This window comes from Pseudoalteromonas sp. TB64 (genome assembly GCF_000498095.1).
GTDB lineage: Bacteria > Pseudomonadota > Gammaproteobacteria > Enterobacterales > Alteromonadaceae > Pseudoalteromonas.
Genome location: NZ_AUTQ01000170.1, coordinates 1 through 23,250 on the forward strand (window position 1 = coordinate 1; position 23,250 = coordinate 23,250).

The window sequence follows — 23,250 nt, forward strand, 5'->3', positions numbered from 1 at the left end:
TAGGGGCTGTTGATCTTTGTAGTATATATATTAATCAGCCCACATTGGTAGCCACATCATAGTAAATGCTAAAGCGAGCATGGAATGATAATTCCGTTCAAGCTTTTCATACCTTGTAGCTATCCCTCTATATTGTTTGATCCGACCAAAGGCATTCTCAACTAAGTGCCTATATTTGTACATGCACCAGTCAATATCTTCATTACCCACTAAACTGTTATCCTTGCGTGGAATAACGGGTGTAGCGCTATTATCACGAATAAACTCTCTTAGTTTTTCACTATCGTAGCCTTTATCTGCGACAACCACATTACTCGTTGGGCAATTGTCTACAAGTGACTCTGCATGGACGATATCATGCGTATTTCCACAGGATAATTCATAATAAACAGGCAATCCTCCGCTATCTACTGCAAGATGAATTTTAGTCGAATTGCCACCTCGACTCTTACCGATTGATTCATTGCCAGCGGTTCTTGCACCGCAACTATGCTGGTGAGCCCTGACAATACTGCCATCAATAAAGATCCAATCCATATCAGCATAGTGGGATAACACACGAAATAATTCATTCAAAATATCTTTTTTGGACCATAAATTAAATCGTCTATAGATAGCACTCCACGAGCCGAAATAAGACGGTAAATCTCGCCAAGGAATACCGGTACGCATCTTATAGAGTATGCCTTCGAGCGTTTTTCTATGCTCAGGCTTATTATAAATTCGACCACTTAAGTGCATTACTTTTGATAAGACATTCCATGTCGCGTCTGTTAACATTAATCTTGGCATGAGGGTTCGGTGTAACGTTTTTTAGCGAATTCAATTATACCTTATCCTCATGCTGTTTGTTTTTTATACCGCAAAGATCAACACGCCCTAGTATGGAATTACTGTATGTTACAGACCGTGCAGTTTCTGAAAAAGAAGGCGTTATGTATAACGCAAGTCGTTCGCCATCAATTGCATACGGTGTAGCAAAAGTAAATTTTGGCGATAAGTCGTTGCAGTGGGGTGAGCTATTAGAGCAAAGTAATCTTAAAAATCGCTCCGCTAATTTAACTTACGTAATGGAACAAGCCGATGAATTAGGTCGCTTTCCTTTATCGCCTTATAAATTTAGACGCGTAAAAGATAAGCTCCAAATTGACGAAGATATTTTAGAACGCAAAATTTTTCACGAAACCCAATTAAACAAAAATATTAATCAGCGTTTAAAAAACAGTAATAATAAAGATGTTATTTTGTTTGTGCATGGCTTTAATAATACCTTTAACGAATCGGTATTTACTCTTGCTGGTATTTGGCATTTTTTAAACCGACAAGGCGTACCTATTGTTTACTCTTGGCCTGCTGCTGCCACAGGATTAACCGGCTATTTTGAAGATAAAGAGTCTGGTCAATTTACTATTTTTCATTTAAAAGAAACCTTACGACTACTTTTTAAAAATCCTGAAATAGAAAATATTCATATTATTGCGCATAGCCGTGGCACAGATGTAGTAACCACAACACTTAGAGAGCTTATAATTGAAAACAGAGCCAGTGGCGGAAATCCCCGAGAAGACCTGCGTATTGAAAACTTAATTTTAGCCGCTCCCGATCTTGATTTTGGTATTATTAAGCAAAGGCTAATGGCTGAGCAATTTGGGCCCGCATTTGGAAAAATCACTATTTACACCTCTCAAGAAGATAGCGCATTGGGTATTTCACAATGGCTAACAAACAGCTTAAGTTTTGGTAGGTTAAACACAAAAGATGTAAACATAAACGAGCAAGACATATTTACCTCAGTAGGTAACGTAAGCCTAATTAAAGTGCCTAAATCTGGCAGCTTAATAGGTCATGATTACTTTCATAGTGATCCGGCGGTAAGTTCTGATCTCATTAATTTAATACTACATAAAGCATCGCCAGGCTCTAAAAAACGACCGCTGCAAAAACTCGAAAATAACTTTTGGTCGCTCGATTCAAATTATCTAATTAAAAACGAATAGTAGTTAGCACACAAAAAATAAAATTATTGCTGGCTTAATAACCACTCTTTTGGCGCTTGCCCTGTTTTTTTTCTAAATACACGGGCAAGTGCAGAGCCATTTTCGTACCCAACCTGATTAGCCACTAAATCCATATTTTGATTTTTTAAAATAAGCTTTTTAGCAACCGATAAACGCCAATCAGCTAAATAGTCAGCTGGTGTTTGCTCAATTACTCGCTTAAACGTATCGGCAAATTTAGAACGCGACATACCACACTCCTCAGCCATAGCGCTAAGCGACCAACTTTGTTCTGGAGTTTGGTGTATTTTTATTAATACTTTAGCCAACTGAGGGTGAGTAAGCCCAGCCATCATCCCGCTTTTAATTGCGCCCTCTTCTAGTACTTTTCGCAGCACACTAATTAAAAACACATCGCATAAGCGGTCTATAATTAAATGCTTACCGCTGGCGTCTTTAAATGCCTCTTCAAAAATCCAAAAAGCGCTTTGCTCTAACAATCCATCACCTGTTAATTCATAATTTAAACAAAAAGGGAGAGCCTGTAATAAAGGGCTATGCCCACCGCTTTGATAGCTAATTTGTGCGCACACTAAATCAGCACCGTCGCTTTTATCCGAAAACAAACAGTGCCCTGTAGAGTGAGGAAAAAAGATAACCGAAGGCTTAGACAAAACTACTTCAAAGCCATTATTACTACGCACTTTTAACGTACCAGAACGTAATAAATGTAAATGCCCAACACCTTGATCCTCACTAAAATCGCTCGTACCACACATATTGCCGCTAAAAAACACATTCGCATTAAGTGAAAAATGACTCAGCACACTCGAAAGTACGTCCATAAACGCTCCTTTGGATTATTGGTATGAAAATACAGACTAATAGACGCATATTAACCAAGTAATAACGATAAAGTACAGTTGAGTTTTAAACAAACAAACCTATTTAATTTTTCTTTGGAGATACACATGAAATTTTCGACCCTCACTAAATCAGCTTTTTTTGCAGCATCGGTACTTGCAAGTTCATTAAGCTTTGCAGCAGACATAGACGCAAATGCCGACGTTAACGACATTGCAATTAGTGGCTACGATACCGTTGCTTACTTTACCCAAAACAAAGCGGTAACAGGCAGCTCTGAATACACTGCAACACATAAAAATGCCATTTATAAGTTCAGTTCAGCTAAGCACCGCGACTTATTTAGAGCTAACCCAGAAAAATACGCACCACAATTTGGTGGCTTTTGTGCATTTGGTGTATCAATGGAGAAAAAGTTTGATGTAGACCCAGAAGCTTTCAAAATTGTTGAAAACAAACTTTATTTAAATCTTGATAAATCAGTTCAAAAACAATGGCTAAAAGACGTACCAGGCTTTATTAATTCAGCCGATTCAAACTGGTTTGACATAAAAGATAAAACAGCAAAAGAGCTTTAACAAATAAGGCTTAGCTTAAATATAATATTATGAGGTTGCTTTAGCTTACACCAGCAGCCTCAAATTTAGTGCGTTGTTCATTATTATTAGTAGTAAGAGAGTTTTATGTTGAAATCGTTGTTAGTTATTATAAGTGTTACCTTTTTATCGTTCAGTGCACACGCAGATAAAGCCTCTGATAAAGTCGCGATAAAAGCCGCAGTAAACGACTACTTTCAGGGTCAAGGGGAGGCAAGTAAAGAGCGCTTATTTCGCGCATTTTCAGCAGAGCATGCAACCATGGTTGGCGTAGTAAAAAACGACGACGGTAAAGAAGTTATCAAGTCATATAAAGACATGACCAGTGTACTTAACCAATGGGCATCAAACAAAAATCCAGCGGGTGAAAACCTCGATGGTGAAGTTATCAGTATGAACATAGTGGACGACCGTTTAGCTGTTGTTTTATTTCGCTCTACTAACCACTTTTACGATGCACTAACATTAGCTAAATTAGATAATGAATGGAAAATAGTCGCTAAAGCTTATATTTTGCAATAACTGCCAAGCCAGTCATCGCTGTTATAAAATGAAAGAGTATTTAATCATTAACTTGGTTAAAATATTACTTTGATTTATTTAACAGCGCTTTTAAATCAGCAAACGGAGAATGCGTTGCTGCCTCTACTTTTCGCTCTGTAGTCGACCCGCCATACATAATATGTTCGTGGTATTTATTGTGCTCATTATCGTGGCAATAAATACACAATAACTCCCAATTACTGCCATCCTCAGGATTATTACTGTGGTTGTGATCAACATGATGCACCGTTAACTCACGTAAATTAGAGTACTCAAACTCACGAGCACAACGTCCGCATACCCAAGGGTACAATCTTAAGGCTTTTATTCGATAACCTTCCTCTTGCTTAACATAAGCCTGAGGTTCACTGTTATTCTTACTCATAGTATTCCTGTTTAAAGCGTTGTTATGGTGTTTAAAATACACCTAAAACTAATAAGTAGACCTTAATAATAACAGCTTATTTAAACTCAACTATACCTGCCGACATCATAAAGCTACCATCTTTGAAAAGGTGCGGTGATCTTTCAGGATCATACTTAGACACACCATTAACCGTAGGATTAGATCGACTAAAAAACTTAGGCTCTTTACCTGTTCGTTGCTTCATCTGCGCTTTAAATTCACTCGGGCTTGAGTAAGTTTCAACATTTTTAATTGTTACCTGCCCTGCTTGCTGAAAATCAATTAAAGCAAAAGCAACCCAGTAAGACTTAGGATCATTATGATTCAAATGAGAAGTAACACTTTGCTTTTTACCGTCAGTAACTTCAACTCTCGCTTTATAAGAGTGAAAACTACCAATGCCATTACTAACGGCGCTGTATGCGCATATCAACGCATATTTAATATTATCAGGTTGAGATATTTCCACTATTTCTTCACCTGCTACTTGGCTATCCCCTAATAACTTTATAAAAGGTGGCGCAGTTAAAGAACCTAACTTTTTATAATAAACCTTCTCTTCTACATCGTTTTTATCAACGTAAAAACAATATAGATCTAAATCGGCTTGCGTGTCCCATTGTAATTTTGCAGTTAATTTATTGCCTTTTTCTAGCGAAATAGTCGCCTTTTCGCCGGCTTTCGATAAATCTACTTTTTTAATATTTACCGGTTTATTAACAGTATTACTCATTGGTTTACTAATAACAGGTGTAGGCGTTATTGCCGCCGCAGGTTTAGTTTCATTTGGTTTATCTTCAATATCAACGCCATAATCAATAGCAATAGGCGCTAAGCCACCAGCGTAACCTTGACCAATAGCTCTAAACTTCCATTGCCCTTTATGACGATACACCTCAGCTAAATTAAGCGATGTTTCGTTCATATCTGTAAGTGTTGGGCTAAATTCTAAAAGGTTATCAACACTGACTTTTAAAAACGACGCAAGCTTGAAAGCAGATGGCGTCGTAATCACAAATACAATTTTATGAATGTCGGCATCAATAGCGGCTAAATTAATAGTAAACGACTGCTTTTGCGCGTTACCTGATGACAATGTTACCGCTCTATCTAATGAGCTTGGCTGATTATAAAAAATAAAATCATCGTCATTTCGCGTTTTATTATCTTTGTTTAATAAAAAAGCAGAAACATCTATTTCATTTGCATTATTGCCAGACAACTCACACTCAACATTTACTTGAATGCTTGTCGCATTAACGACCAAGTTTTGACCGTTTGTTATTAATTGCATTTATCATCCTTAAAGCGTATTTGGAAGTGAACAATACTTAGCTGTAAATGATAACTTAAGTTTAATTAAGGTGGGAGGGTTTTAGCTAGTCAATTTATTTAATACTGTTTTGCTATGAATACAACTTATAAATACCGCCATCCATACTCGATAAGTTAAAAAGCGTTCAGAAACAAACTAAGCATGATTTTACATTTTCTTTCGTAAAAGATAAAAAGAAATACAAGCCACCCACTGACCAACACTTCTATCGAGGGACTAGTACTTTTCAATAAAAGGCGTAAAAAATATAAGTGTTGAATGTGGCGACTGGACTCCTATAAATTTAGAAGAAGAGTCCAAATTATTTAAGATTTAAATTTAAGATTGAAATGATCAAATCTCAATAACAAAAGCAAAAACATAAGTGAGAGAGCTTCTGTGATTAATATTAAAAAAACTTAATCACCGACAAATCACCAAAAGAAGTGTCTATATGCCTGCCTGTTTGCTCCCACGCACGTAGTACTACCATTAGCTTTTTATTACTTGAGGTCCAAGAAATACCACCGCCGTATGCCGCTACTTTTTCGTCACCCGAATCTTTTAAACCTAGTTCTGGGTCTATATTTCGGATATTTCCCTTACCTACTTTGTACTCAGCAAACACGTGAACATTATGCGGTAACGAAAATGATATAAGTGAACCAATACTCGCTCCGTACGAATTAGAAATTAACTTAGTGGCTTGTGGTGCAGATGAATTTAAAAAATCAGCTTGAAACACTATATTATCTTTACTCTCAAGAGATACATGCTTAAAAGACCACGCGCCAACAACGCTCAATGCCACGTCAAATTTATTACTTAGCTTTGGTCTGTTAAGAAAAAAATGTTCAAACAAAGATTCTTTATTATTAAAGGTATAAAAATTGTGTTGCCCAGATAACTCAAACTTAGTAGAACGTGTATTCTCCGAGAAAAACTGATCGGTTTGATTGCCGCTTAAATTTCTAGCCGTGCTTTGCAACCCTTCAAGAGTTTGATAGTTAAAAGTGATTTTAGAGTTTTTAAATTTTCTATATGAGAGCAGCACATCTTGTGTTTTTGTTTCAATATCATCATTAAAAATATCGGCTGAATAACCAATTTCAATATCGTTAATATCAAAAAACACGCCTACTCGCTGGTTATTTATGGGCTCTAACGAAAACAGTGTTTTTTGATTGCTCCTAGCCAAGTCATCATATATTAACGTATGACTGGTACTTGGATTTGAAATAGTTGTTCGTATTGATTTTAAATCAAAGTCAAAATCAAAAGCCAACGCAGCATCAGACTGTAGTATAGACAAAATGGCAAAGCTCACAATAACCAAGTTATGGCGTTTCATTAAAAGTACTCATAAAATTAATTTGTATTAGAGTAGCCTTTTTTTCACCTTAAATTATCACAAAACATTAACAAATTTAAAAAGATTAAATAAAACTTACATAACAGCCATATTGAGAAGAATAAATGAGAAAAATGATTAAACTTTGGCTTCAAATAAAAAGCGTATAAAGATTTTCAAATTATAGTCTTATTGTTCATTCCACGCTTTTTAAGTCTTTTAATAACATTAACACTCACTTTTAAATACTTACTTCTAAAAAGTAACAACAGCATAAAATTGAGTACGATAAATAAAATTGAAAGTGTAAAACCATTTGAGGAGCGCTCACTTAACGACCAAAACGTTAAATGAGTAATATAAACAAGAGATGCACCAATAGCGCTTAATGCTAATAAGTTATAAATTTTAATAACCCAACGCTTACCTAACGCTACAAATGCACCAAAAACAATGCATATACATATACCAATAAAAAAAACGATAACCCTAAAACCTAATTCCTCTGCGGCGCTATATGGCCAAAGCATTATTAATATAGTAAATGCTAATGATGAGTAACTAATAACGCTTGATACAATAGCTACAGCACAGGCTAAACTATATTTTAGTTTAGGTATCGAATAGCTTATTGATAAATCTTTGGTTGTCATTGTGCACCTCTAAACCGGTTATTTAACTTAAAAATCAAATTAAACAGTAACTTACCAAATAGCACGTACTTACAGTAAACAACACTATTTACGTTTCAGCCTTTGTGCGTTTTCCAGGTTAAACTCATTTACATGCTTAATCAGCTCAGGAAAAAACGCTAAAAACACCGCTTCTAATTCATCGTAGTTATGCGCAATATCGTCAGCAGCGCCCGCAAAGTTATTAGTAAAGCGAATGCGCTTAGCAATATTATCAAGTGCGACCCCAACCCCCTCAACGGTTTCGTATTCTTTAAACCAATCGTTTTTAGTCATGCTTGTTACAACATGCTGCATTCGCGGGGGCATAACTGGTATGCGGTTATTCAAAAGCTGATAACTGGTGTGCTTAAAATCACTTAAAGGTTGACTGTTAAAGCGCTGCCAGTGCGCAATTAAAAAATGATCAAACATCACATCAATAGCCACACCAGCAAAGCGCTTACGCGCGGGTGAAAAGTACTGTTTGGCTTGTTTAACTACAGGATGAGAGTCAGTAAATTTATCGACCAAGTAGTGATTATCGAGCCCATTTTTAACTGTATTTGGTAGTTGTTCTACGTGCCTTTTACCACCAAAGTCACCAAGCAAGTTCCCAAAGTGAGAATCGGCTGTGGGTTGTGCTAAATAAAGGTGAGCTAAATAATTCAAAGTTTTCCTTGAGAAGTTTATACTTATTAACGTTTAAAATCATGAGCTAACACTTCATGCTCACAAACCTCAATTACAGCTATAAAAATAATGCCATGCTCACAATAAGTTAATCAGCAATCCCTAGCTTAATCTTATTATAGTTAACATTTTGTTTGCGATATTCGTTAGGTATTTTGCCCACTATACTTTTAAACACACGATTAAAGGTGGCAAGGGAAGAAAAGCCACTCTCAAGTGCAATACTTAAAATACCCCACTCTTTAGCTTGTTCACTTGCCAATAAAGCTTTCGCATGATTAACACGGTACTGGTTAATAAACAGATTAAAGTTAGCCGCTTTATAGTGATAACGAATCGCTTGGCTAATTTTGTATTCAGGTACCATCAGTGCTTGTGCTAAATCTGAAATTTTCAGGTTAGCTTGCAAAAATAACTGTTGTTCATTTATCTGCTTAGCAATTCCAACAATCAATTCTGGTGATACCTTACCCTGTTGAATAGCACTCTCGCTAAGATGCTTTATCTTATCGTCATCAGAGACAGAATCACACTTTTGCTTCTTGTTGTAAGCAACTCTTGCTTGGAGAACTATTACAGCTTGCATCGCTATTACAATTAAAAGTGCAGAAGAGGTAATAATGATGGGGCTGTACAGCTCAATTTCAGCGGTATTTAATATAAATACAGGTAATATACTTGCATTAAAAACGGCTAAAAAGTAAGCGCTGGCAAAAATCACTGACTGCACTTGCTGGGACTGTGTTTTGTTATTGAAATTTCTAATAGATTCCCAAAAAGAAAGCACCAAAATACTTGATGAAAGTAAGGTCGTTATTTCATTCACCCCTCGTTTTAACCGCCACATTATATGACCATCTGGCAGTAGTTGGAGATCAAGACTCACCAAGTAATGCCATGTTTGGTTAAACAAGATCAAGCCAGCAATAGTTGCAGCATACACCACATGCCTGCGCGAGATAGGTTGGTTTTCACGAAATAAAGCACGCGATATTAACCATGACACGTTGCATGTTGCACAAGTAAACAACCCAATAAAATATTGATATTCCCCCAAGCTAGGCGCACTGATTTTTTGCACACCAACCATGCAAAGCGAGCCACATAATATGATAAATAAATAGTGAACCAGCTGCTTATCTTTATTTAGTATATTTAAAAGCATTAAGCCCATACAAATAAAAATGAGCAAAAAATAAAGAGAGGTATTTTGCATAATAATGTGCTCTTAAGGTGAGGTGCATACAAATAGTCTTAGCATAATTAACATAGTACAAACTAACTTTTGAGTAAGCAAAAAGACTTTGTTAGTGGATGTGTCTGTAGCAGTTCACCTAAAGATTAAAACTCTCCATATTTCGTTACTCAAATTCCAAACTTGAGAAGAAAACACCGTGTAACTCTTTATATTTGGGATATTAAAAATAATTGATGAAAAAAACATGCTAATACATAGAATCAAAAAAACACCCAATCAGTTACTCTCTATAAGTAAAAAAATGTGGTTTGCTTGCTTACTCATTGCACAAGGCTGCTTTGTCACTTACCTTATTTTAGGGTATGGACTTACCAGCGTTACAACTGGCTTATCTGGGTGGAGCCTACTCAACAAAACGGCCTATATAGCTAACGACCCCACTGGCAATTTAATGTATGCAGCACATGTATTGCTTGCCATAGTGATGATAATTGGTGGTAGCTTGCAACTAATACCTACATTAAGAGTAAAATACACAAAATTTCATCGCTATAACGGGCGTCTGTTCGTATTACTAGCTTGCACCATTTCACTAGCCGGTATTTATCTTATGGTGGTTAGGGGGAGCGTTGGTAGCCCTCTGACGCAAGGGCTGACTATATTTGGTGGTTGCGTGGTCATTTTATCGAGTATTTTTGCTGTAAGAGCCGCTAAAACGCGTAATATAAAACATCACCAGATATGGGCAATTCGCCTGTACTTGGCTGCAAATGGAGTACTATTTTTTAGATTAATAATTTTTGCTTGGTTTTTAATATTTGGTACTTTAGGTATTGATACTGCAACGTTCACAGGTCCAACCGTATTAGCGGTGAGCATTTGCTCTTATGTGCTCCCTTTGGGCATCGCAGAGTTAATAAGATATGCTGAAAAAACAACAAATACAATTATTTTAATTACCACCGCAAGCATTATGGTTTTGATATCGCTAATATTTTTAGTGGGCTTATCTGGTGTGGTGTTAGCCAATTGGTATCCGGCAATCGTCGGCTAATTAACTTTAAAACTCTAACGTGTAGGCTCAGGTTGTGTATTTACCAATATTTCTTTCAGGTTTTACTATCTTCTAAGTCATTACAGAGAAAATATCGACATATAATTTTTTTAGACTCTGATTTATTAAAAAGAAATGTATTAAGTTTAAATAAAAATTTTGATGAATAATACATGAGAGCCAAAAGGCGTGGTGTTAGGTTTTGCACTTCGCCAAGCTAAAACGCCCACCATGCGTTAACCATTTTCAGCTTTATCTGTTACAGGGTCACCCATTAAAGTTCCGCTCAAGCAGGTAGCTTTTGACAGGTGCCCTTTTTGTTAGCTCTTATTGAATAAGTGCCTCACCAAAACGATTTTTATCCTTTTTACCTTTAACAAAACCTAAGTAAATCATACTACCAATCGCACCGATAAACGGTATCAAAAGGCATAATGTCATCCAGCCAGACTTATTAAGGTCATGCCAACGCTTAATCGTTATTATTAAGTTAGCCCAAATCGAAAACCCTAATACTATAAGCACGGTAAAATACTTAAGACCTATAGAAAGCCACGTTTCCTCGCTTGGAAAGTAATCATTTGTAATAATCCCATCGATAATTATTAAGAATAAAACCGCATTAGCTATACCAGCACCCCAATATATACTTCGAGTAACCCGTCCTCGCCATGAAAAAAGAATGCTCGCGGCAGAAAGGTTTAATGTTTTACTACTCCATAAATTAAATAAAAATACAGGTAAGAGTATAAAAAGACTAAACTGGTAGATTAAATGAGTTGTAAATCTAAACGCATCAAAGAACTCGGTATAGATAGGGAAATACGTCGGAATAATATAAAAAATCAATGATATTAAGCTGCATATTGCAAAACCTGTCAACCAAGAGCGCCCTGGTATATTTTTTAAAGACAAGCTAATAGCTAATAAGAAAACATTAAAAAGAAGTTCAGGGAGTGGATAAATAATTTCAATCGGGTTTTGAAGACATTCTATTCCAGTGTTACAAAACATTACTGTCCTTATAGTTTGTATTTAAAGTAAAAAGAAGACTACACGACCCAACCTTACTGTCAATAAATAAGGAACGCACGACCCCTTTTATTGACTAAATTACAATTGTGTATGATTAATTCAGTGAAGAATCAGCTCTGTTTTACTATCACTATTGCTGCGTTTTTTTTGTTACTGCATGAGTAATAAAACGTCGTTGCTTAACCCAAACTATTAAATGCTATATTTAATTTTAACTAGCTTATAGGGGCTATTAACACGTTACGGCAGNCCATTTTTTTAAGTAAACCACTATAAGATGAGGGCAGGTTTTGCATTTTGCAAAACCCAAATACCCAACTCACGTTTAAGTATTTCCCCTACATCCGCTACAGTGTGCTTTACAAGGGTCACCCATTAAAAGTTAAGCTCAGGCAGGGAGCTTTTGACAGGTGCCATTTTTGTTAGCTCTTATTGAATAAGCGCTTCACCAAAACGATTTTTATCCTTTTTACCTTTAACAAAACCTAAGTAAATCATACAACCAATTGCACCGATAAACGGTATCAAAAGGCATAGTGTCATCCAGCCAGACATATTAAGGTCATGCCAACGCTTAATCGTTACTATTAAGTTAGTCCACATCGAAAACCCTAATACTGTAAGCACGGTAAAATACTTAAAACCTATAGAAAACCACGTTTCCTCGGTTGGAAGGTATCCAAGTGAAATAATTCCATCGATAATTGCTAATAATAAAATCGCATTAGCTATACCAGCCCCCCAATAAATACTTCGAGTAACCCGTCCTCGCCATGAAAAAAGAATGCTCACGGCAGAAAGGTTAAATGTTTTACTACTCCATAAATTAAATAAAAACACAGGTAAGAGTATAAAAAAACCAAACTTGTAGATTAAACGGGTCGTAAATCTGTATGCATAAGAGTATTCGGTATATTCAGGATAGTTCATCGGAATAAAATAAAATATGCCATACAAAATCGATGAGATTAAGCTGCATATTGCAAAACCTACCAACCAAGAGCGCCCTGGTATATTTTTTAAAGATAAGCTAATAGCTAATAAAAAAACATTAAAAAGAGGTTCAGATAATGGGTAAACAATTTCAATCGAATATTGAAGACATTCAAGTCCGGTGTAACAAAGCATTACTGTCCTTATAGCCTGTATTTTAAAGTAAAAAGAAGACTACACGACTCAACCTTACTGTCAATAAAGGAGGAACAGCATAAACACTTTTATTGACTAAATTACAATTATGTATGATTAACGCAGTAAAAAGAGAGCACTGAGTCGCCTTACTTCTACACAGCGCTTAGTTAATATAATTTATTGTTGAAGGGTTTAATATGATGGTAATAAAAATGTCGGATGGTGCGACTACGCCACTTATACGACCTACATAGATTGGAAAAACTGGAGGCGTCTCCCAACATAGCTCTCTTAATTTTAAACATAAACACCCTATTGAACACTAATCCTCTTTCAAAGTTGTTGCCTACCTACAAGCTTGCGTATAATGCCTATATTCCGGCTGCATTTTTTAGCCGCTAACTTGGATTTAAACAATGAAAAAACTCTCTGCAGTGCAAATAAAGCAGCAGGCTATTGTGCTTAATATTGCTGACAAATTAGAAGAACAAGGTCGCGCTGAACTCCCTGGTATGCTGCAATGCTGGTTTGACGTTAAATACCACTTATTTCCTGGATCTTTATTGCTGTGTTTTCAGTTTGAAAACGAGCAAGCTTTAACGGCGGCAGAGCCTGATTTATTAAAATGGCAAAAACGCTTAAGTGGTGCAATGCTCAAAAAAGGCGTTATTTTAAAAGATATGCGCAAACATTTAATATTTACGCTAAAAGGACCTGACGACTAAATCAGACTTTGGCAATAGCAGGTAATCTTTAGCTAAAACCTATTATTAAAAAGCGTGGACACAGCCACGCTCGTTTATAAATCGATATTAGGGTCCGTAATACGAGCAAAAATGAGCTTAATTTTATCTAACGGCAATCGATTACTGAGCTTTTGATATTGCCCAGGGATCAGCTGCTGATCTTTTTGCTCAGCAACCACAAATGAAAACACATAATTACCCTCCAACCCCATTCTTAAATCACTAATAATAACCTTTTCATCTTGCTGGTAAACACCGTATAGCCCTTTCGTAAATTGTTGTAATAACGTGATTTGCTTTGCATCATTAAGCTTAGTTAGCAACGCGTTTTTTGTAGGGTAAAACTGAATATCAACATTTTTAACTTCATCAAACACAGACGCATAAATTTCATAATGGCCTTGTTTAGTAACACCAACAGCGCGCCATAGCAAAGTGTTAAGCGGAGTTGGTGTACTTTCAAAATGTGTAAATGTGATATTTTGTGTGTTCAGCGCCTGATAAATTTTATTATTAATGTGGTATTTAGCCGCAAAACCCCAAACTAAATACATTGAACTGATGACCAATGCGCTGGTATTAATACGTTGTGCATACGGGCTCATACGTGCAAAACACAACGCGATACAAGACAACACAAGAGGCAAAGTATACGCAGGATCAATAATAAATATGCTCGAAACACTAAAGGGATGAGTCGACAACGGCCACAACAACTGTGTGCCATAAACAGTAAAATTATCGAGTAAAGAATGGGTACTTAAAATTAAAAAAATAGCAACCGACCAGCGCGACATAGTTACGCCTTTAGCCCAATTCATTTTAAGTAAAAGCCAAGCAAACAAGGGACTCATTAACAGCTGTATAAATAAAGAATGACTAAAACTACGGTGATAAACAAAGTTTTCAACATCGCCACCAAAGTTAATTAGCACATCTAAATCGGGTAAAGTACCAAACGCAGCCCCAACCAATAAAGATTTACGACCTAGTTTATTACCCAATGTGGCATAAGCAACAGCACTACCAAGCACCACTTGTGTGAGTGAATCCAACGAAAGCTCCTTTTAAAAATCATTTTAAACACGCAATATAATGTACTGCTTCGCTGGCACTGTCGATCTTAATAAGTATTTAGTTTTTTAGGCTTAGTTGAATCTAGCTTTAGCGAGAGAGTATCAAAGTGTAGGTTTTAAAGTGTTGGTTTTAAAATAGCCCGATTTAAAGCTTTACGGTTCTATCGGTATATAAATTGCTGGTACTACTGTTCTTACTTAAAAAGTTACACATAAATAACGCCACCGTTATTTATAAAAAGGAGAACATTATGAGTAATAAACAACTAATTACGACCGTAGGTATAGGGCTAGCTGCAGCATCAGCAGGTATGTTAACAAGGAAAACTTTACAAAAATCGTGGGAAAAGGTTACCAACGAACCCGCCCCAAAAGACAAGCCAAGCGAAGAAAAAGATCTTAAAGAAGCTGTTACATGGGCAGTAGTTTCAGGTATTGGTGCTGGTGTTGCTAGAATGGCCGTTCGTTATGTACTAGACAAGCGCCGCTCCAAATAAACCTTCCCTATTGATACCTCTTATAAGTATTAGTATTTATAAGAGGTATTTAATCTACACTATTATTTTTAGCAATTAAGGTACATGCTTAAATTGAGCGCAACCAAGCCACCGCTCTAGGATTCGTCTTAGCCGGTTAATAGGTAGTCAGTTAGATTATTAATGTGTGAAGCCAAAGAGGTAAAATTCTGAGGATCCCCTTAAAGATCAATAACAATTTAATCCTGAGTTTTACTTAGTAATTACACTTTTTTATGGCTTGTTGCATTATAGATAGCGAGCCTGTTGTTCCTTCAAGTAAAAAGCCAAAGGGGTCTAAAAAGCCAAAGGGGTCAAGCCAAAGGGGTCAAAGCCAAAGGGGTCAAATCTTGACTTCATACATCAAACTATCTCACAGTTTTTCGAATTGTAATTTGACCTTACCATCTTCAATTATTAACTTATTTAGCCTACATACCGTTTGGGATATGGCTGAATAATGTTGAACATTAAAAGCAACGGCTAACGCTTTTAAATTTTGCCCCATTAAATCTTGGCATAGCTTTATAGCAAACCAACGTGGCAAGTTTTTCTTTTTTCGCCCTTTCTTAACCGTTACAAGCAAACCAAAGGGGTCGGAGCCAAAGATGACCCCTTTGGTTGCCTTTTAATATATAAGGCCAAAAATGTGGTCTTATACTACAAAATCAAACGCGACTACTAATATAACTCAGCACCTATGAATATATATACGTAATTACTAAATTCAGGCTTAGTTAAGTGTCCACCTTCAGAAATCGTATCTAATAACTGTGCATAACTGTTAGCATCGGTTGCATTACCAGCATAGCCATAAAGTAATAACGTTAGATCTTCTAAAATAACTTCATCGGTAGGTTCAGGAAAAATACTACCAAAAGATAAATCAGGAATTTGACCGCTTATACCACCTCTTATTGTCCAATCAAACCTGCTTTCTGCAGCATCATCAACTAAAAAACTATAACCCCATGTTGTTCGAGCAAACCGGTTATCTACATTGCTAAAGTCAAAGCTTGCATCATTGTTTTCAGTAAACTGAAGTAAACTAAACCCTAAATCATCAGTAACGGTGGGAAGCTCTGTCAGCTGATAATCACCATCAGTTTCTATTGCGCTTCGAGCATAACTGTGGATATCAACTTCAGCACCATCTACGTTCATCGAGTCGGACATAAAATCGAACTGCACATAAGAATTGTGCTCAGTTACTGTGGGGAATATAAAAAGAGTGTCTGATATTCCTGAAAAACTATATTGAACAAACTGATAAGTATTTTCAGCTTCAATATAACCCCTAGTACTAGAATAATCAGCATTAAAATCTAATCGAACAGGAACTTCAACACCGTCATGAATAAAGTCTTCATCAGTTAGCGTAATAACTGACGAGTTTACCGGTACATCAATAACTGCTGCTTTTGCATCAACTGAATACCTAGACAGCGCCGTTAAATAGAGCTTATTGTCACTAGGGCAAATATTTACAGAACCTAAAACCTCATTACCTTGAGATTGGTATATCGTGTAATCAGATGCAATCGTACTTAGCGCTGTTGTATCAACACTATATTCAGTACACCCACAACCTTCGCTAAAGTTATCAAAATAAAATTTGCCTAAATTAGCTCTATTTTCAATATCAAGCTCAGTGAAAATTTGCTTATAACCACCGTCGACCTCATCAACCACATCGCCCAGCAATGATACATGTCTTGTACCAGAAGGTAGCTCACCTGAAAATTCACCTTGGGCGTCGGTTTTAACAGAGCCTATAGCATCACCATCGTCATTATGGAAAACAACATCAGTTTGATACGCAGAATCTGTCCCGCACTGGCGAGTTAATGCTTGTAATGAAATAGTTTGAAGCTGAGCAGTACTGCCGCCATTTGATGAGCTTGCAGAATTCCCATCTGATGAAGAACCACCACATGCGCTGAGCGTTAAAGAAAGTGCAATAGCGAGTGGGGTAAGTATAAATTTATTCATTTTTATTAATCCATTAAGTTTATTCCGTTTTATTATCTCAACTTAAATAGAGCAACAACAAATTATTTAGCAACTAAATTGCAATAATTTGTAAACAAAAACAAAACATGCACCTCGAAAATAAAGCCAATAAATAGCCATACCTGCAAGTTAAGCATTTATTAAAGCTAAAGTTACTCGCTAAAGCCTAGGAAAAATGCAAAGGGTCAGCCAAAGGGGTCAAATCCTGAGGGTTCCCCACAATTTCATAATATAAATCAATAAGGTAGTTTAAAAAACAGTTGAAGTGCACAGCCAATTTTGATCTTAGAGCAAAGTAGAGCAAAGGGGTCAAATCCTGACGAATCTTGACTTCACACATCAAACTATCTCGCAGTTTTTCGAATTGTAATTTGACCTTGTCATCTTCAGTTATTAACTTATTTAGCCGACTTACCGTTTGGGATATAGCTGAATAATGTTGAACATTAAAAGTAACGGCTAACGCTTTTAAATTTTGCCCAGTTAAACCTTGGCATAACTTTATAGCAAACATACGTGGTAAATTTTTATCTTTACGCCCTTTCTTAACCGTTACAATATCATGTGTATCTATACAAAAATATTTAGCTAAGTAATCAATTATATCAACCGGTGAGCGTTTTTTGATAACAATACCTTTTTCGCTATCTGGTATTGCTATATAACCTTTTATTTTTTCAATAAATGCGTCACAACCCAAAACTGAAAGTAACTTTTTAGCGCCATAAAACGTACTTATTTCTTTATTGTTTTCATATTCAACAAACTGTTTGTACGCAGCATATTTACGATTCTTTCCCTGAAGCGAAAATATAAAGTCTCGAACTAGCCATTTTGGCGTCGCTGTTTTTTTGATGAAAGCTGAATAACTAGACCATTTATAGTCAATAAGTTCATCTACTAACGGTGTACTTGTTTCTATAGGGTTACGATGTATGTAACGACTAACGTGTAGTAAGTAATTATCAGCATCCACCAGCACCGCCTTGTAGCGACCTCTAAACAGTGCACCATCTGTATTATGTGTTCTATTAAAATATTGCGTATAGAGACCATTAATATGTTTCATGGCTCTGCCTAAATTTGCATCAGGGGTTTTTATTAGTAGGTGGTAATGATTGGTCATTAAGCAATACGAATGCACTTCAATATTAAAGCGAAGGCTTGCTTGCTCAATGCAGTATAAAAAATGCTTAAAATCGTCATCACTCAAAAAGGTATTTTCACGCCCTCTTCCGCGATTCATCACATGATAAAACGCATTTTCATACTCTATTCGCAGCGGTCTAGACATAATAATAAACTCAATGAGCAATAAACTATAAATCTAGACCATTGATGTATGAAGTCAAGATTTGACCCCTTTGGTTTTTTTGCTTTTTCATCAGGTAGCACTAAAAAAATATTACTTACGGGCTTTGACCCTTTTTTACTCGATAAAAACATAAACCAAAGTAACCCCTCAGGTGTTGCGGCGTTATTACTCGACGGCCAAGTTATTAATTACAACGGCATAAGCGCAGAAATTAACACCGTTATGGTGCCTGTACGCTACGAAGACTTTGATCAAGGCATAATAGAATCACTACTTGCCCCCTACTACGCACTTAATAATGTAGACATGGTAGTAACCGTAAGTATGGGCAGAACAGAATTTGACTTAGAGCATTTCCCGGGTAAACGCCGCAGTGTAACCGCCCCAGACAATGCCAATATTGTATATGGTGGAACGCAAACAAGCCCAGTGATACCAAAACTTAATGGCCGACCACTCCCGGGCAACGAGTTTGTAAAATTTAGCTTGCCTGTAACTTACATGCAGCAAGCCAAAGGCCCTTATAAAGTTATCGACAATCACGAAGTCACCACGCTTGAAAAAACCTATAAAGCGGGTTCGTACGGCGAGCTTAAAAATAGTATTGCGGTAAATGGCGGCGGCGGTGGTTACCTGTCTAACGAAATATCGTACCGAAGTATTCGCCTGCGCGATGCGCTTAATTCAAGTATACCTACAGGGCATATTCACACCCCACGTATACAACAATTCGAACCTGAAACAGAAGCTAAAATAGTAAAACAAATAAAGGCAATGCTAGAGCAAAGCTTAGTAGCGCTATAGTTTATAAAAACAAATTTAAGCGCATAAAAAAGGGCAATAATATTGCCCTTTATTTTCTCACGCAATTTCCCACGGTTAATCACATGGTAAACGCATTTTCATATTCTATTCGCAGTGGTCTAGACAGAGTAATTGACTCAATGAGCAATAAACTATAAATCTAGACATTGGTTGTGTAGTCAAAATTTGCCTCTCAAAATTTGACTCCTTTGGTTTTAATATCATTAATTTTAATGTGATAGAACTATTTTGCTAAGTTAATGTAATATGAATGATAAATAATAATCTTTACACAAGGTAAGGACACCATGATTGATAACATTAAGCTTCAAAACATAGCTAGTTACCCAGTATCTACCTCAGTATCAATTGCAATAAACAAGAAAAGAGTGAATTTATTCTATGGGCAGAATGGTTCAGGAAAGTCGACAATTGCAAAATATTTTCAAGATATAGAAAATATTGAGTATGCCGATTGCTCAATTACCCCCACAGTAACTCAAGATGATGTAATTGTTTATAATCAAAACTTCGTTGAAAAAAACTTTTATGAAAAAGCATCACAACAAGGAATATTTACGATAGGTGAAGCTGACGCCAGTGCAGAAAAGGAAATAGAAGATACTCTTTCAGAGTTAAATAAATTAGAAGCTGAAATAGACGATATTGCTACGCAAGAAAAAACACAAAAAAGTAATCAAGTGAAATCACAAAATACATTTAAAGACGTAATTTGGAATAAGAAAAAAACATTCGAAAACCACCCTCTTTTATTTTGCATTAAAAGTGAACGGAATATTGGTACAAAGGATGGTTTTCTGAATAAGTTATTGAGTATTAAAGAAATAGGTACAACCACTTTTGATAAGTTAACTGAAGAAACTAAGACGTTAACTGGTGATGATGTTAAGGAACTTCCTAATATTTCAGTAGTATCATTCTCTTCACAGAATATAGAAAAAAATCATATTTATTCAGAAAAAATCATTGGTGAAACAGACTCTTATTTATCTCAATTAATAGATAAATTAGGTAACTCGGATTGGGTCCAAAATGGGATAAATTTTTTAGATGAAAGTAACTGCCCTTTCTGTCAACAATCAATCAATGATGATTTAAAGTCAAATATAAAGAGCCTGTTTACCACAGTATATGAAGACAAAATTAGTAATCTAGAACGTTTAAGTAGTGCTTATAAACAATCAGCAAACACAATAAAAAACACTTTCAACAACCCTACATTTTCTATGGAACATATAGTTAAACATGAAGAATTAGAAACTCTTAAACTAATATATACTAATAAGCTAAATGAAAATATTACACTATTAGAAAATAAATTATCTAATCCAAGTGTTGAAATTACTTTATTTGATACGACTGAACAATTAAATAACGTTAATGATTGTATAAAAGAGATACAACAAGAAATAATAGAATTTAATGCAAGATTAACTCAAAAAGACCAATTATTATCTAAAATTAAAATTGAATTCTGGAAAAATCTTAAACAAGATTGTCAATCAGCTATAGACTTAAATTTAGCGTCACAAAAAGACTTTGATAATAATCTAAAAAAATTACGAGAAAAGTTAACAGACACTAAAACTGAAAAAGAAAAACTTGAAAAAACACTAACTGAACTTAGAAGTAGAACAACAGAAATCGAAACATCTGTGAAAAATGTTAATGCCCGATTAAATTCTCTTGGAGTTACTGGTTTTTACTTAAAAGCTTCAGATGAAAACTCAGCGTTATATTTCATAGAAAGAATAAACGGCGCTAACACTAATATATTTAAATCTTTGAGTGAGGGAGAGAAAACCTTAATAACATTTTTATATTTTCTTGAAACTTGTAGTGGTGCTACTTCAAAAGAGGATAACGCTATTTGCTCAAATAGAACAATAATTATAGATGATCCTATTTCAAGCTTATCGCAAAATTATGTATATGACATCGCATCGATTATTCACTATGAAGTTCTTGAAAAAGACTTTAAACAAATATTTATACTAACTCATAACTTATACTTTTTTCATGAACTACTAATGCTCAAAAATCCGAACAAAGCGCATAAACCTAAAGATTATAATTTATTCCGTGTCATTAAATCACTAGACACAAACGTAATCCCTATGGAAAGAGATACATTATTAAATGATTATCAAAATTATTGGAAGACAATAAAGGATTGTTCTGAAAATAAGCTTCATGTGTCAATGTTACCAAATGCAATGAGAAATATATTAGAGAGGTACTTTAGTTTTATACATCAAAAGGATCATTTGAATAAAACATTAGACAGTATTAGCTCTACTGATAAAGAGTTTGAACCATTCCTTAGATACTTCAATAGAGGATCACACTCTGACGCTATAAATCTTGACTTAGGCACTATAGATACACAACGATATATTTTTAAATTTAGAGAAATATTTAAAAAAACAGGATTTTTAGAGCACTATGACACAATGATGGAAGTCGAAGCAGAGTGAATGGCAAGGGTGGATTGTCGCTCCCTACTATGCACTACCTAGGCGCTGAGCGAAGATGTTGACAAACATCTTCCCACTTGCCATTACGATAACGCAGATATTGTCTAACTAAAACGGTTTTCTGTTTCATGTCATTTACCTCGCATAACTACGACAGTGCAGATCACTGACAACCCTTGTATAAACTTACAAGCTGTAATGTTAATACTTAGGGCGGTAAAGTAGTTAGAGCGACAATCCAAGAGTTATAATACAGCATTGATGCAATATTAGGTACTAATTTTAGCTGATAAACTTTGCATTTAGCTAAGATCAAACACCAATCTCACGTTTAACACCCTTCCCCGTCATCACGCCCTGAAAATAAGCAATTGATGAGTAATGCATTTCATGGATGAAATGAAAGCCATGCTTGCACATGGATGTGCTTTCATGGCGTTTACGTTCACATCAATTGTGGTTTGAAGGATTAAGCGAGATGCTCGGGGCGCCGTGGGGTTCCAAGGGGCGGNGTTGCCGCCAGCAATCTGGCTATAAACCTTGAATAAGGTTTCTAATCCTTAAAAAATGCGAAACGCATTCACGTTATCGGTGATGATAACCTCAAACACCTATTCAAATAATTATTCAGGCTGCCGCCCGCGCGTCAGCAAGCTAAACGCCTACAATAAATAACACATACTCTTGGCTTTTAAGCGAGTAAGTATAGTTGTGATTTGTTGAGTTTCGTTTCACTCTACCCAACCTACACCCATATAATTTATAGCGAATCACCACACACAAAAAAGCCGTTGCATTGCTGCAACGGCTTTTATAAATTCCCAAACTATAATAGGACTTACTACCCATTAAAATTCAAAAATTAGTCTCTGCTCTTAATCACGGTATGTCTCAACCGCTGGGCATGAACACACTAAGTTACGGTCGCCGTATACGTCATCAATACGTGTAACGGTTGGCCAAAACTTGTTTTTAGCCACTGCAGGCACTGGGAATGCAGCGTAAAAACGGTCGTATGCACGGTCCCATTCGTTACCTAACACGTCGCCTTGTGTATGCGGTGCAAACACTAGCGGGTTGTTTTCGATTGACCATTCGCCAGAAATTACTTTTTCAATTTCGCCTTTAATCGACACCATTGCTTCGATAAAACGGTCAATCTCACCTTTTGATTCAGACTCAGTTGGCTCAATCATTAATGTACCCGCTACTGGGAACGACATAGTGGGTGAATGGAAGCCGTAGTCTTGCAAGCGCTTAGCTACGTCCATTTCAGTAATGCCTGATTGCTCTTTAAGCGGGCGTAGGTCAACAATACATTCGTGAGCAACACGGTTGTTACGACCACGGTATAAAATTGGGAAGTGCTTGCTTAGCTCATGCGTTAAGTAGTTAGCATTAACGATTGCCATTTCAGTGGCTTGTTTTA

The 23,250-nt window shown here is 36.1% G+C and carries 20 protein-coding genes and 2 pseudogenes; 8 read left to right on the forward strand and 14 right to left on the reverse strand.

Annotated features, from left to right (window positions below; all coding sequences use genetic code 11):
• Positions 1-30: 30 nt before the first annotated feature.
• Complete coding sequence (locus L647_RS0114160; protein ID WP_024611512.1) at positions 31-792, reverse strand: IS5 family transposase; 762 nt, start codon at positions 790-792, stop codon at positions 31-33.
• A 92-nt stretch (positions 793-884) separates the two neighbouring features.
• On the opposite strand from L647_RS0114160, the gene L647_RS0114165 reads away from it, so the two are divergent.
• A complete protein-coding gene (locus tag L647_RS0114165) occupies positions 885-1,997 on the forward strand; it encodes an alpha/beta hydrolase (RefSeq protein WP_253948884.1) in 1,113 nt (370 codons plus the stop codon).
• 23 nt (positions 1,998-2,020) lie between these two features.
• Here the strand turns inward: L647_RS0114165 and L647_RS0114170 are convergent, their stop codons facing one another.
• Positions 2,021-2,842, reverse strand: coding sequence for an AraC family transcriptional regulator (locus L647_RS0114170; protein WP_024611662.1), 822 nt, complete (start codon positions 2,840-2,842; stop codon positions 2,021-2,023).
• Between the two features lie 126 nt (positions 2,843-2,968).
• Between L647_RS0114170 and L647_RS0114175 the strand changes: the two genes are divergently transcribed.
• Positions 2,969-3,439, forward strand: a complete 471-nt coding sequence (locus L647_RS0114175; RefSeq protein ID WP_024611663.1) for a YHS domain-containing (seleno)protein — start codon at positions 2,969-2,971, stop codon at positions 3,437-3,439.
• A 105-nt stretch (positions 3,440-3,544) separates the two neighbouring features.
• Entirely contained in the window at positions 3,545-3,979 is a 435-nt protein-coding gene (locus L647_RS0114180; protein ID WP_024611664.1) for a nuclear transport factor 2 family protein, read from the forward strand.
• A 64-nt stretch (positions 3,980-4,043) separates the two neighbouring features.
• Here the strand turns inward: L647_RS0114180 and L647_RS0114185 are convergent, their stop codons facing one another.
• The 6 genes from L647_RS0114185 to L647_RS0114210 form a co-directional block, all read right to left on the reverse strand.
• Positions 4,044-4,385: a YajD family HNH nuclease gene (locus L647_RS0114185; protein WP_024611665.1), complete on the reverse strand. Its 342-nt coding sequence runs from the start codon at positions 4,383-4,385 to the stop codon at positions 4,044-4,046.
• A gap of 76 nt (positions 4,386-4,461) precedes the next feature.
• Positions 4,462-5,700, reverse strand: a complete 1,239-nt coding sequence (locus tag L647_RS0114190; RefSeq protein ID WP_024611666.1) for a TerD family protein — start codon at positions 5,698-5,700, stop codon at positions 4,462-4,464.
• A 430-nt stretch (positions 5,701-6,130) separates the two neighbouring features.
• Entirely contained in the window at positions 6,131-7,072 is a 942-nt protein-coding gene (locus tag L647_RS0114195; RefSeq protein ID WP_024611667.1) for a hypothetical protein, read from the reverse strand.
• Between the two features lie 176 nt (positions 7,073-7,248).
• Positions 7,249-7,725, reverse strand: a complete 477-nt coding sequence (locus L647_RS0114200) for a hypothetical protein (RefSeq protein WP_024611668.1) — start codon at positions 7,723-7,725, stop codon at positions 7,249-7,251.
• Between the two features lie 84 nt (positions 7,726-7,809).
• Positions 7,810-8,415, reverse strand: coding sequence for an ACP phosphodiesterase (locus tag L647_RS0114205; RefSeq protein ID WP_024611669.1), 606 nt, complete (start codon positions 8,413-8,415; stop codon positions 7,810-7,812).
• A 109-nt stretch (positions 8,416-8,524) separates the two neighbouring features.
• Complete coding sequence (locus tag L647_RS0114210; RefSeq protein ID WP_253948885.1) at positions 8,525-9,379, reverse strand: AraC family transcriptional regulator; 855 nt, start codon at positions 9,377-9,379, stop codon at positions 8,525-8,527.
• Between the two features lie 499 nt (positions 9,380-9,878).
• On the opposite strand from L647_RS0114210, the gene L647_RS0114215 reads away from it, so the two are divergent.
• Positions 9,879-10,688 carry a DUF2306 domain-containing protein gene (locus L647_RS0114215; RefSeq protein WP_029880486.1) on the forward strand — a complete coding sequence of 270 codons (810 nt, stop codon included), beginning with the start codon at positions 9,879-9,881 and terminating at the stop codon, positions 10,686-10,688.
• 327 nt (positions 10,689-11,015) lie between these two features.
• Here the strand turns inward: L647_RS0114215 and L647_RS01000000124280 are convergent, their stop codons facing one another.
• Together L647_RS01000000124280 and L647_RS0114225 are read right to left on the reverse strand one after the other, a co-directional pair.
• Complete coding sequence (locus L647_RS01000000124280; RefSeq protein ID WP_024611672.1) at positions 11,016-11,702, reverse strand: DUF805 domain-containing protein; 687 nt, start codon at positions 11,700-11,702, stop codon at positions 11,016-11,018.
• 450 nt (positions 11,703-12,152) lie between these two features.
• Positions 12,153-12,851, reverse strand: coding sequence for a DUF805 domain-containing protein (locus tag L647_RS0114225; RefSeq protein WP_024611673.1), 699 nt, complete (start codon positions 12,849-12,851; stop codon positions 12,153-12,155).
• A gap of 419 nt (positions 12,852-13,270) precedes the next feature.
• On the opposite strand from L647_RS0114225, the gene L647_RS0114230 reads away from it, so the two are divergent.
• Positions 13,271-13,579 (forward strand): hypothetical protein, encoded by a 309-nt coding sequence (locus tag L647_RS0114230; RefSeq protein WP_024611674.1) that lies wholly within the window; start codon positions 13,271-13,273, stop codon positions 13,577-13,579.
• Between the two features lie 74 nt (positions 13,580-13,653).
• On the opposite strand, the gene L647_RS0114235 is transcribed toward L647_RS0114230, so the two are convergent.
• Complete coding sequence (locus tag L647_RS0114235; RefSeq protein WP_024611675.1) at positions 13,654-14,655, reverse strand: metal-dependent hydrolase; 1,002 nt, start codon at positions 14,653-14,655, stop codon at positions 13,654-13,656.
• A gap of 272 nt (positions 14,656-14,927) precedes the next feature.
• On the opposite strand from L647_RS0114235, the gene L647_RS0114240 reads away from it, so the two are divergent.
• Complete coding sequence (locus tag L647_RS0114240; RefSeq protein WP_024611676.1) at positions 14,928-15,173, forward strand: DUF4235 domain-containing protein; 246 nt, start codon at positions 14,928-14,930, stop codon at positions 15,171-15,173.
• Between the two features lie 699 nt (positions 15,174-15,872).
• Here L647_RS0114240 and L647_RS0114250 read toward each other — a convergent pair.
• On the reverse strand, positions 15,873-17,183 hold the full coding sequence (locus tag L647_RS0114250; RefSeq protein ID WP_024611678.1) for a hypothetical protein: 1,311 nt from the start codon (positions 17,181-17,183) through the stop codon (positions 15,873-15,875).
• Between the two features lie 187 nt (positions 17,184-17,370).
• Complete coding sequence (locus tag L647_RS0114255) at positions 17,371-18,498, reverse strand: transposase (protein ID WP_024611679.1); 1,128 nt, start codon at positions 18,496-18,498, stop codon at positions 17,371-17,373.
• An 84-nt stretch (positions 18,499-18,582) separates the two neighbouring features.
• Between L647_RS0114255 and L647_RS0114260 the strand changes: the two are divergent.
• Positions 18,583-19,323: pseudogene (locus L647_RS0114260) on the forward strand (hypothetical protein); the annotation flags it as partial.
• A gap of 308 nt (positions 19,324-19,631) precedes the next feature.
• Entirely contained in the window at positions 19,632-21,821 is a 2,190-nt protein-coding gene (locus tag L647_RS0114265) for an AAA family ATPase (protein WP_024611681.1), read from the forward strand.
• An 875-nt stretch (positions 21,822-22,696) separates the two neighbouring features.
• On the opposite strand, the pseudogene L647_RS0114275 reads toward L647_RS0114265, so the two are convergent.
• Positions 22,697-23,250 (reverse strand): annotated as a pseudogene (locus tag L647_RS0114275) (glycine dehydrogenase (aminomethyl-transferring)); the annotation flags it as partial.

Coding starts and splice junctions, on each gene's coding strand:
- L647_RS0114165 (WP_253948884.1), top strand. CDS start 885: ATGGAATTACTGTATGTTACAGACCGTGCAGTTTCTGAAAAAGAAGGC.
- L647_RS0114255 (WP_024611679.1), bottom strand. CDS start 18,498: ATGTCTAGACCGCTGCGAATAGAGTATGAAAATGCGTTTTATCATGTG.
- L647_RS0114175 (WP_024611663.1), top strand. CDS start 2,969: ATGAAATTTTCGACCCTCACTAAATCAGCTTTTTTTGCAGCATCGGTA.
- L647_RS0114195 (WP_024611667.1), bottom strand. CDS start 7,072: ATGAAACGCCATAACTTGGTTATTGTGAGCTTTGCCATTTTGTCTATA.
- L647_RS0114170 (WP_024611662.1), bottom strand. CDS start 2,842: ATGGACGTACTTTCGAGTGTGCTGAGTCATTTTTCACTTAATGCGAAT.
- L647_RS0114240 (WP_024611676.1), top strand. CDS start 14,928: ATGAGTAATAAACAACTAATTACGACCGTAGGTATAGGGCTAGCTGCA.
- L647_RS0114185 (WP_024611665.1), bottom strand. CDS start 4,385: ATGAGTAAGAATAACAGTGAACCTCAGGCTTATGTTAAGCAAGAGGAA.
- L647_RS0114225 (WP_024611673.1), bottom strand. CDS start 12,851: ATGCTTTGTTACACCGGACTTGAATGTCTTCAATATTCGATTGAAATT.
- L647_RS0114250 (WP_024611678.1), bottom strand. CDS start 17,183: ATGAATAAATTTATACTTACCCCACTCGCTATTGCACTTTCTTTAACG.
- L647_RS0114215 (WP_029880486.1), top strand. CDS start 9,879: ATGCTAATACATAGAATCAAAAAAACACCCAATCAGTTACTCTCTATA.
- L647_RS0114190 (WP_024611666.1), bottom strand. CDS start 5,700: ATGCAATTAATAACAAACGGTCAAAACTTGGTCGTTAATGCGACAAGC.
- L647_RS0114265 (WP_024611681.1), top strand. CDS start 19,632: ATGATTGATAACATTAAGCTTCAAAACATAGCTAGTTACCCAGTATCT.
- L647_RS01000000124280 (WP_024611672.1), bottom strand. CDS start 11,702: ATGTTTTGTAACACTGGAATAGAATGTCTTCAAAACCCGATTGAAATT.
- L647_RS0114230 (WP_024611674.1), top strand. CDS start 13,271: ATGAAAAAACTCTCTGCAGTGCAAATAAAGCAGCAGGCTATTGTGCTT.
- L647_RS0114160 (WP_024611512.1), bottom strand. CDS start 792: ATGCCAAGATTAATGTTAACAGACGCGACATGGAATGTCTTATCAAAA.
- L647_RS0114180 (WP_024611664.1), top strand. CDS start 3,545: ATGTTGAAATCGTTGTTAGTTATTATAAGTGTTACCTTTTTATCGTTC.
- L647_RS0114200 (WP_024611668.1), bottom strand. CDS start 7,725: ATGACAACCAAAGATTTATCAATAAGCTATTCGATACCTAAACTAAAA.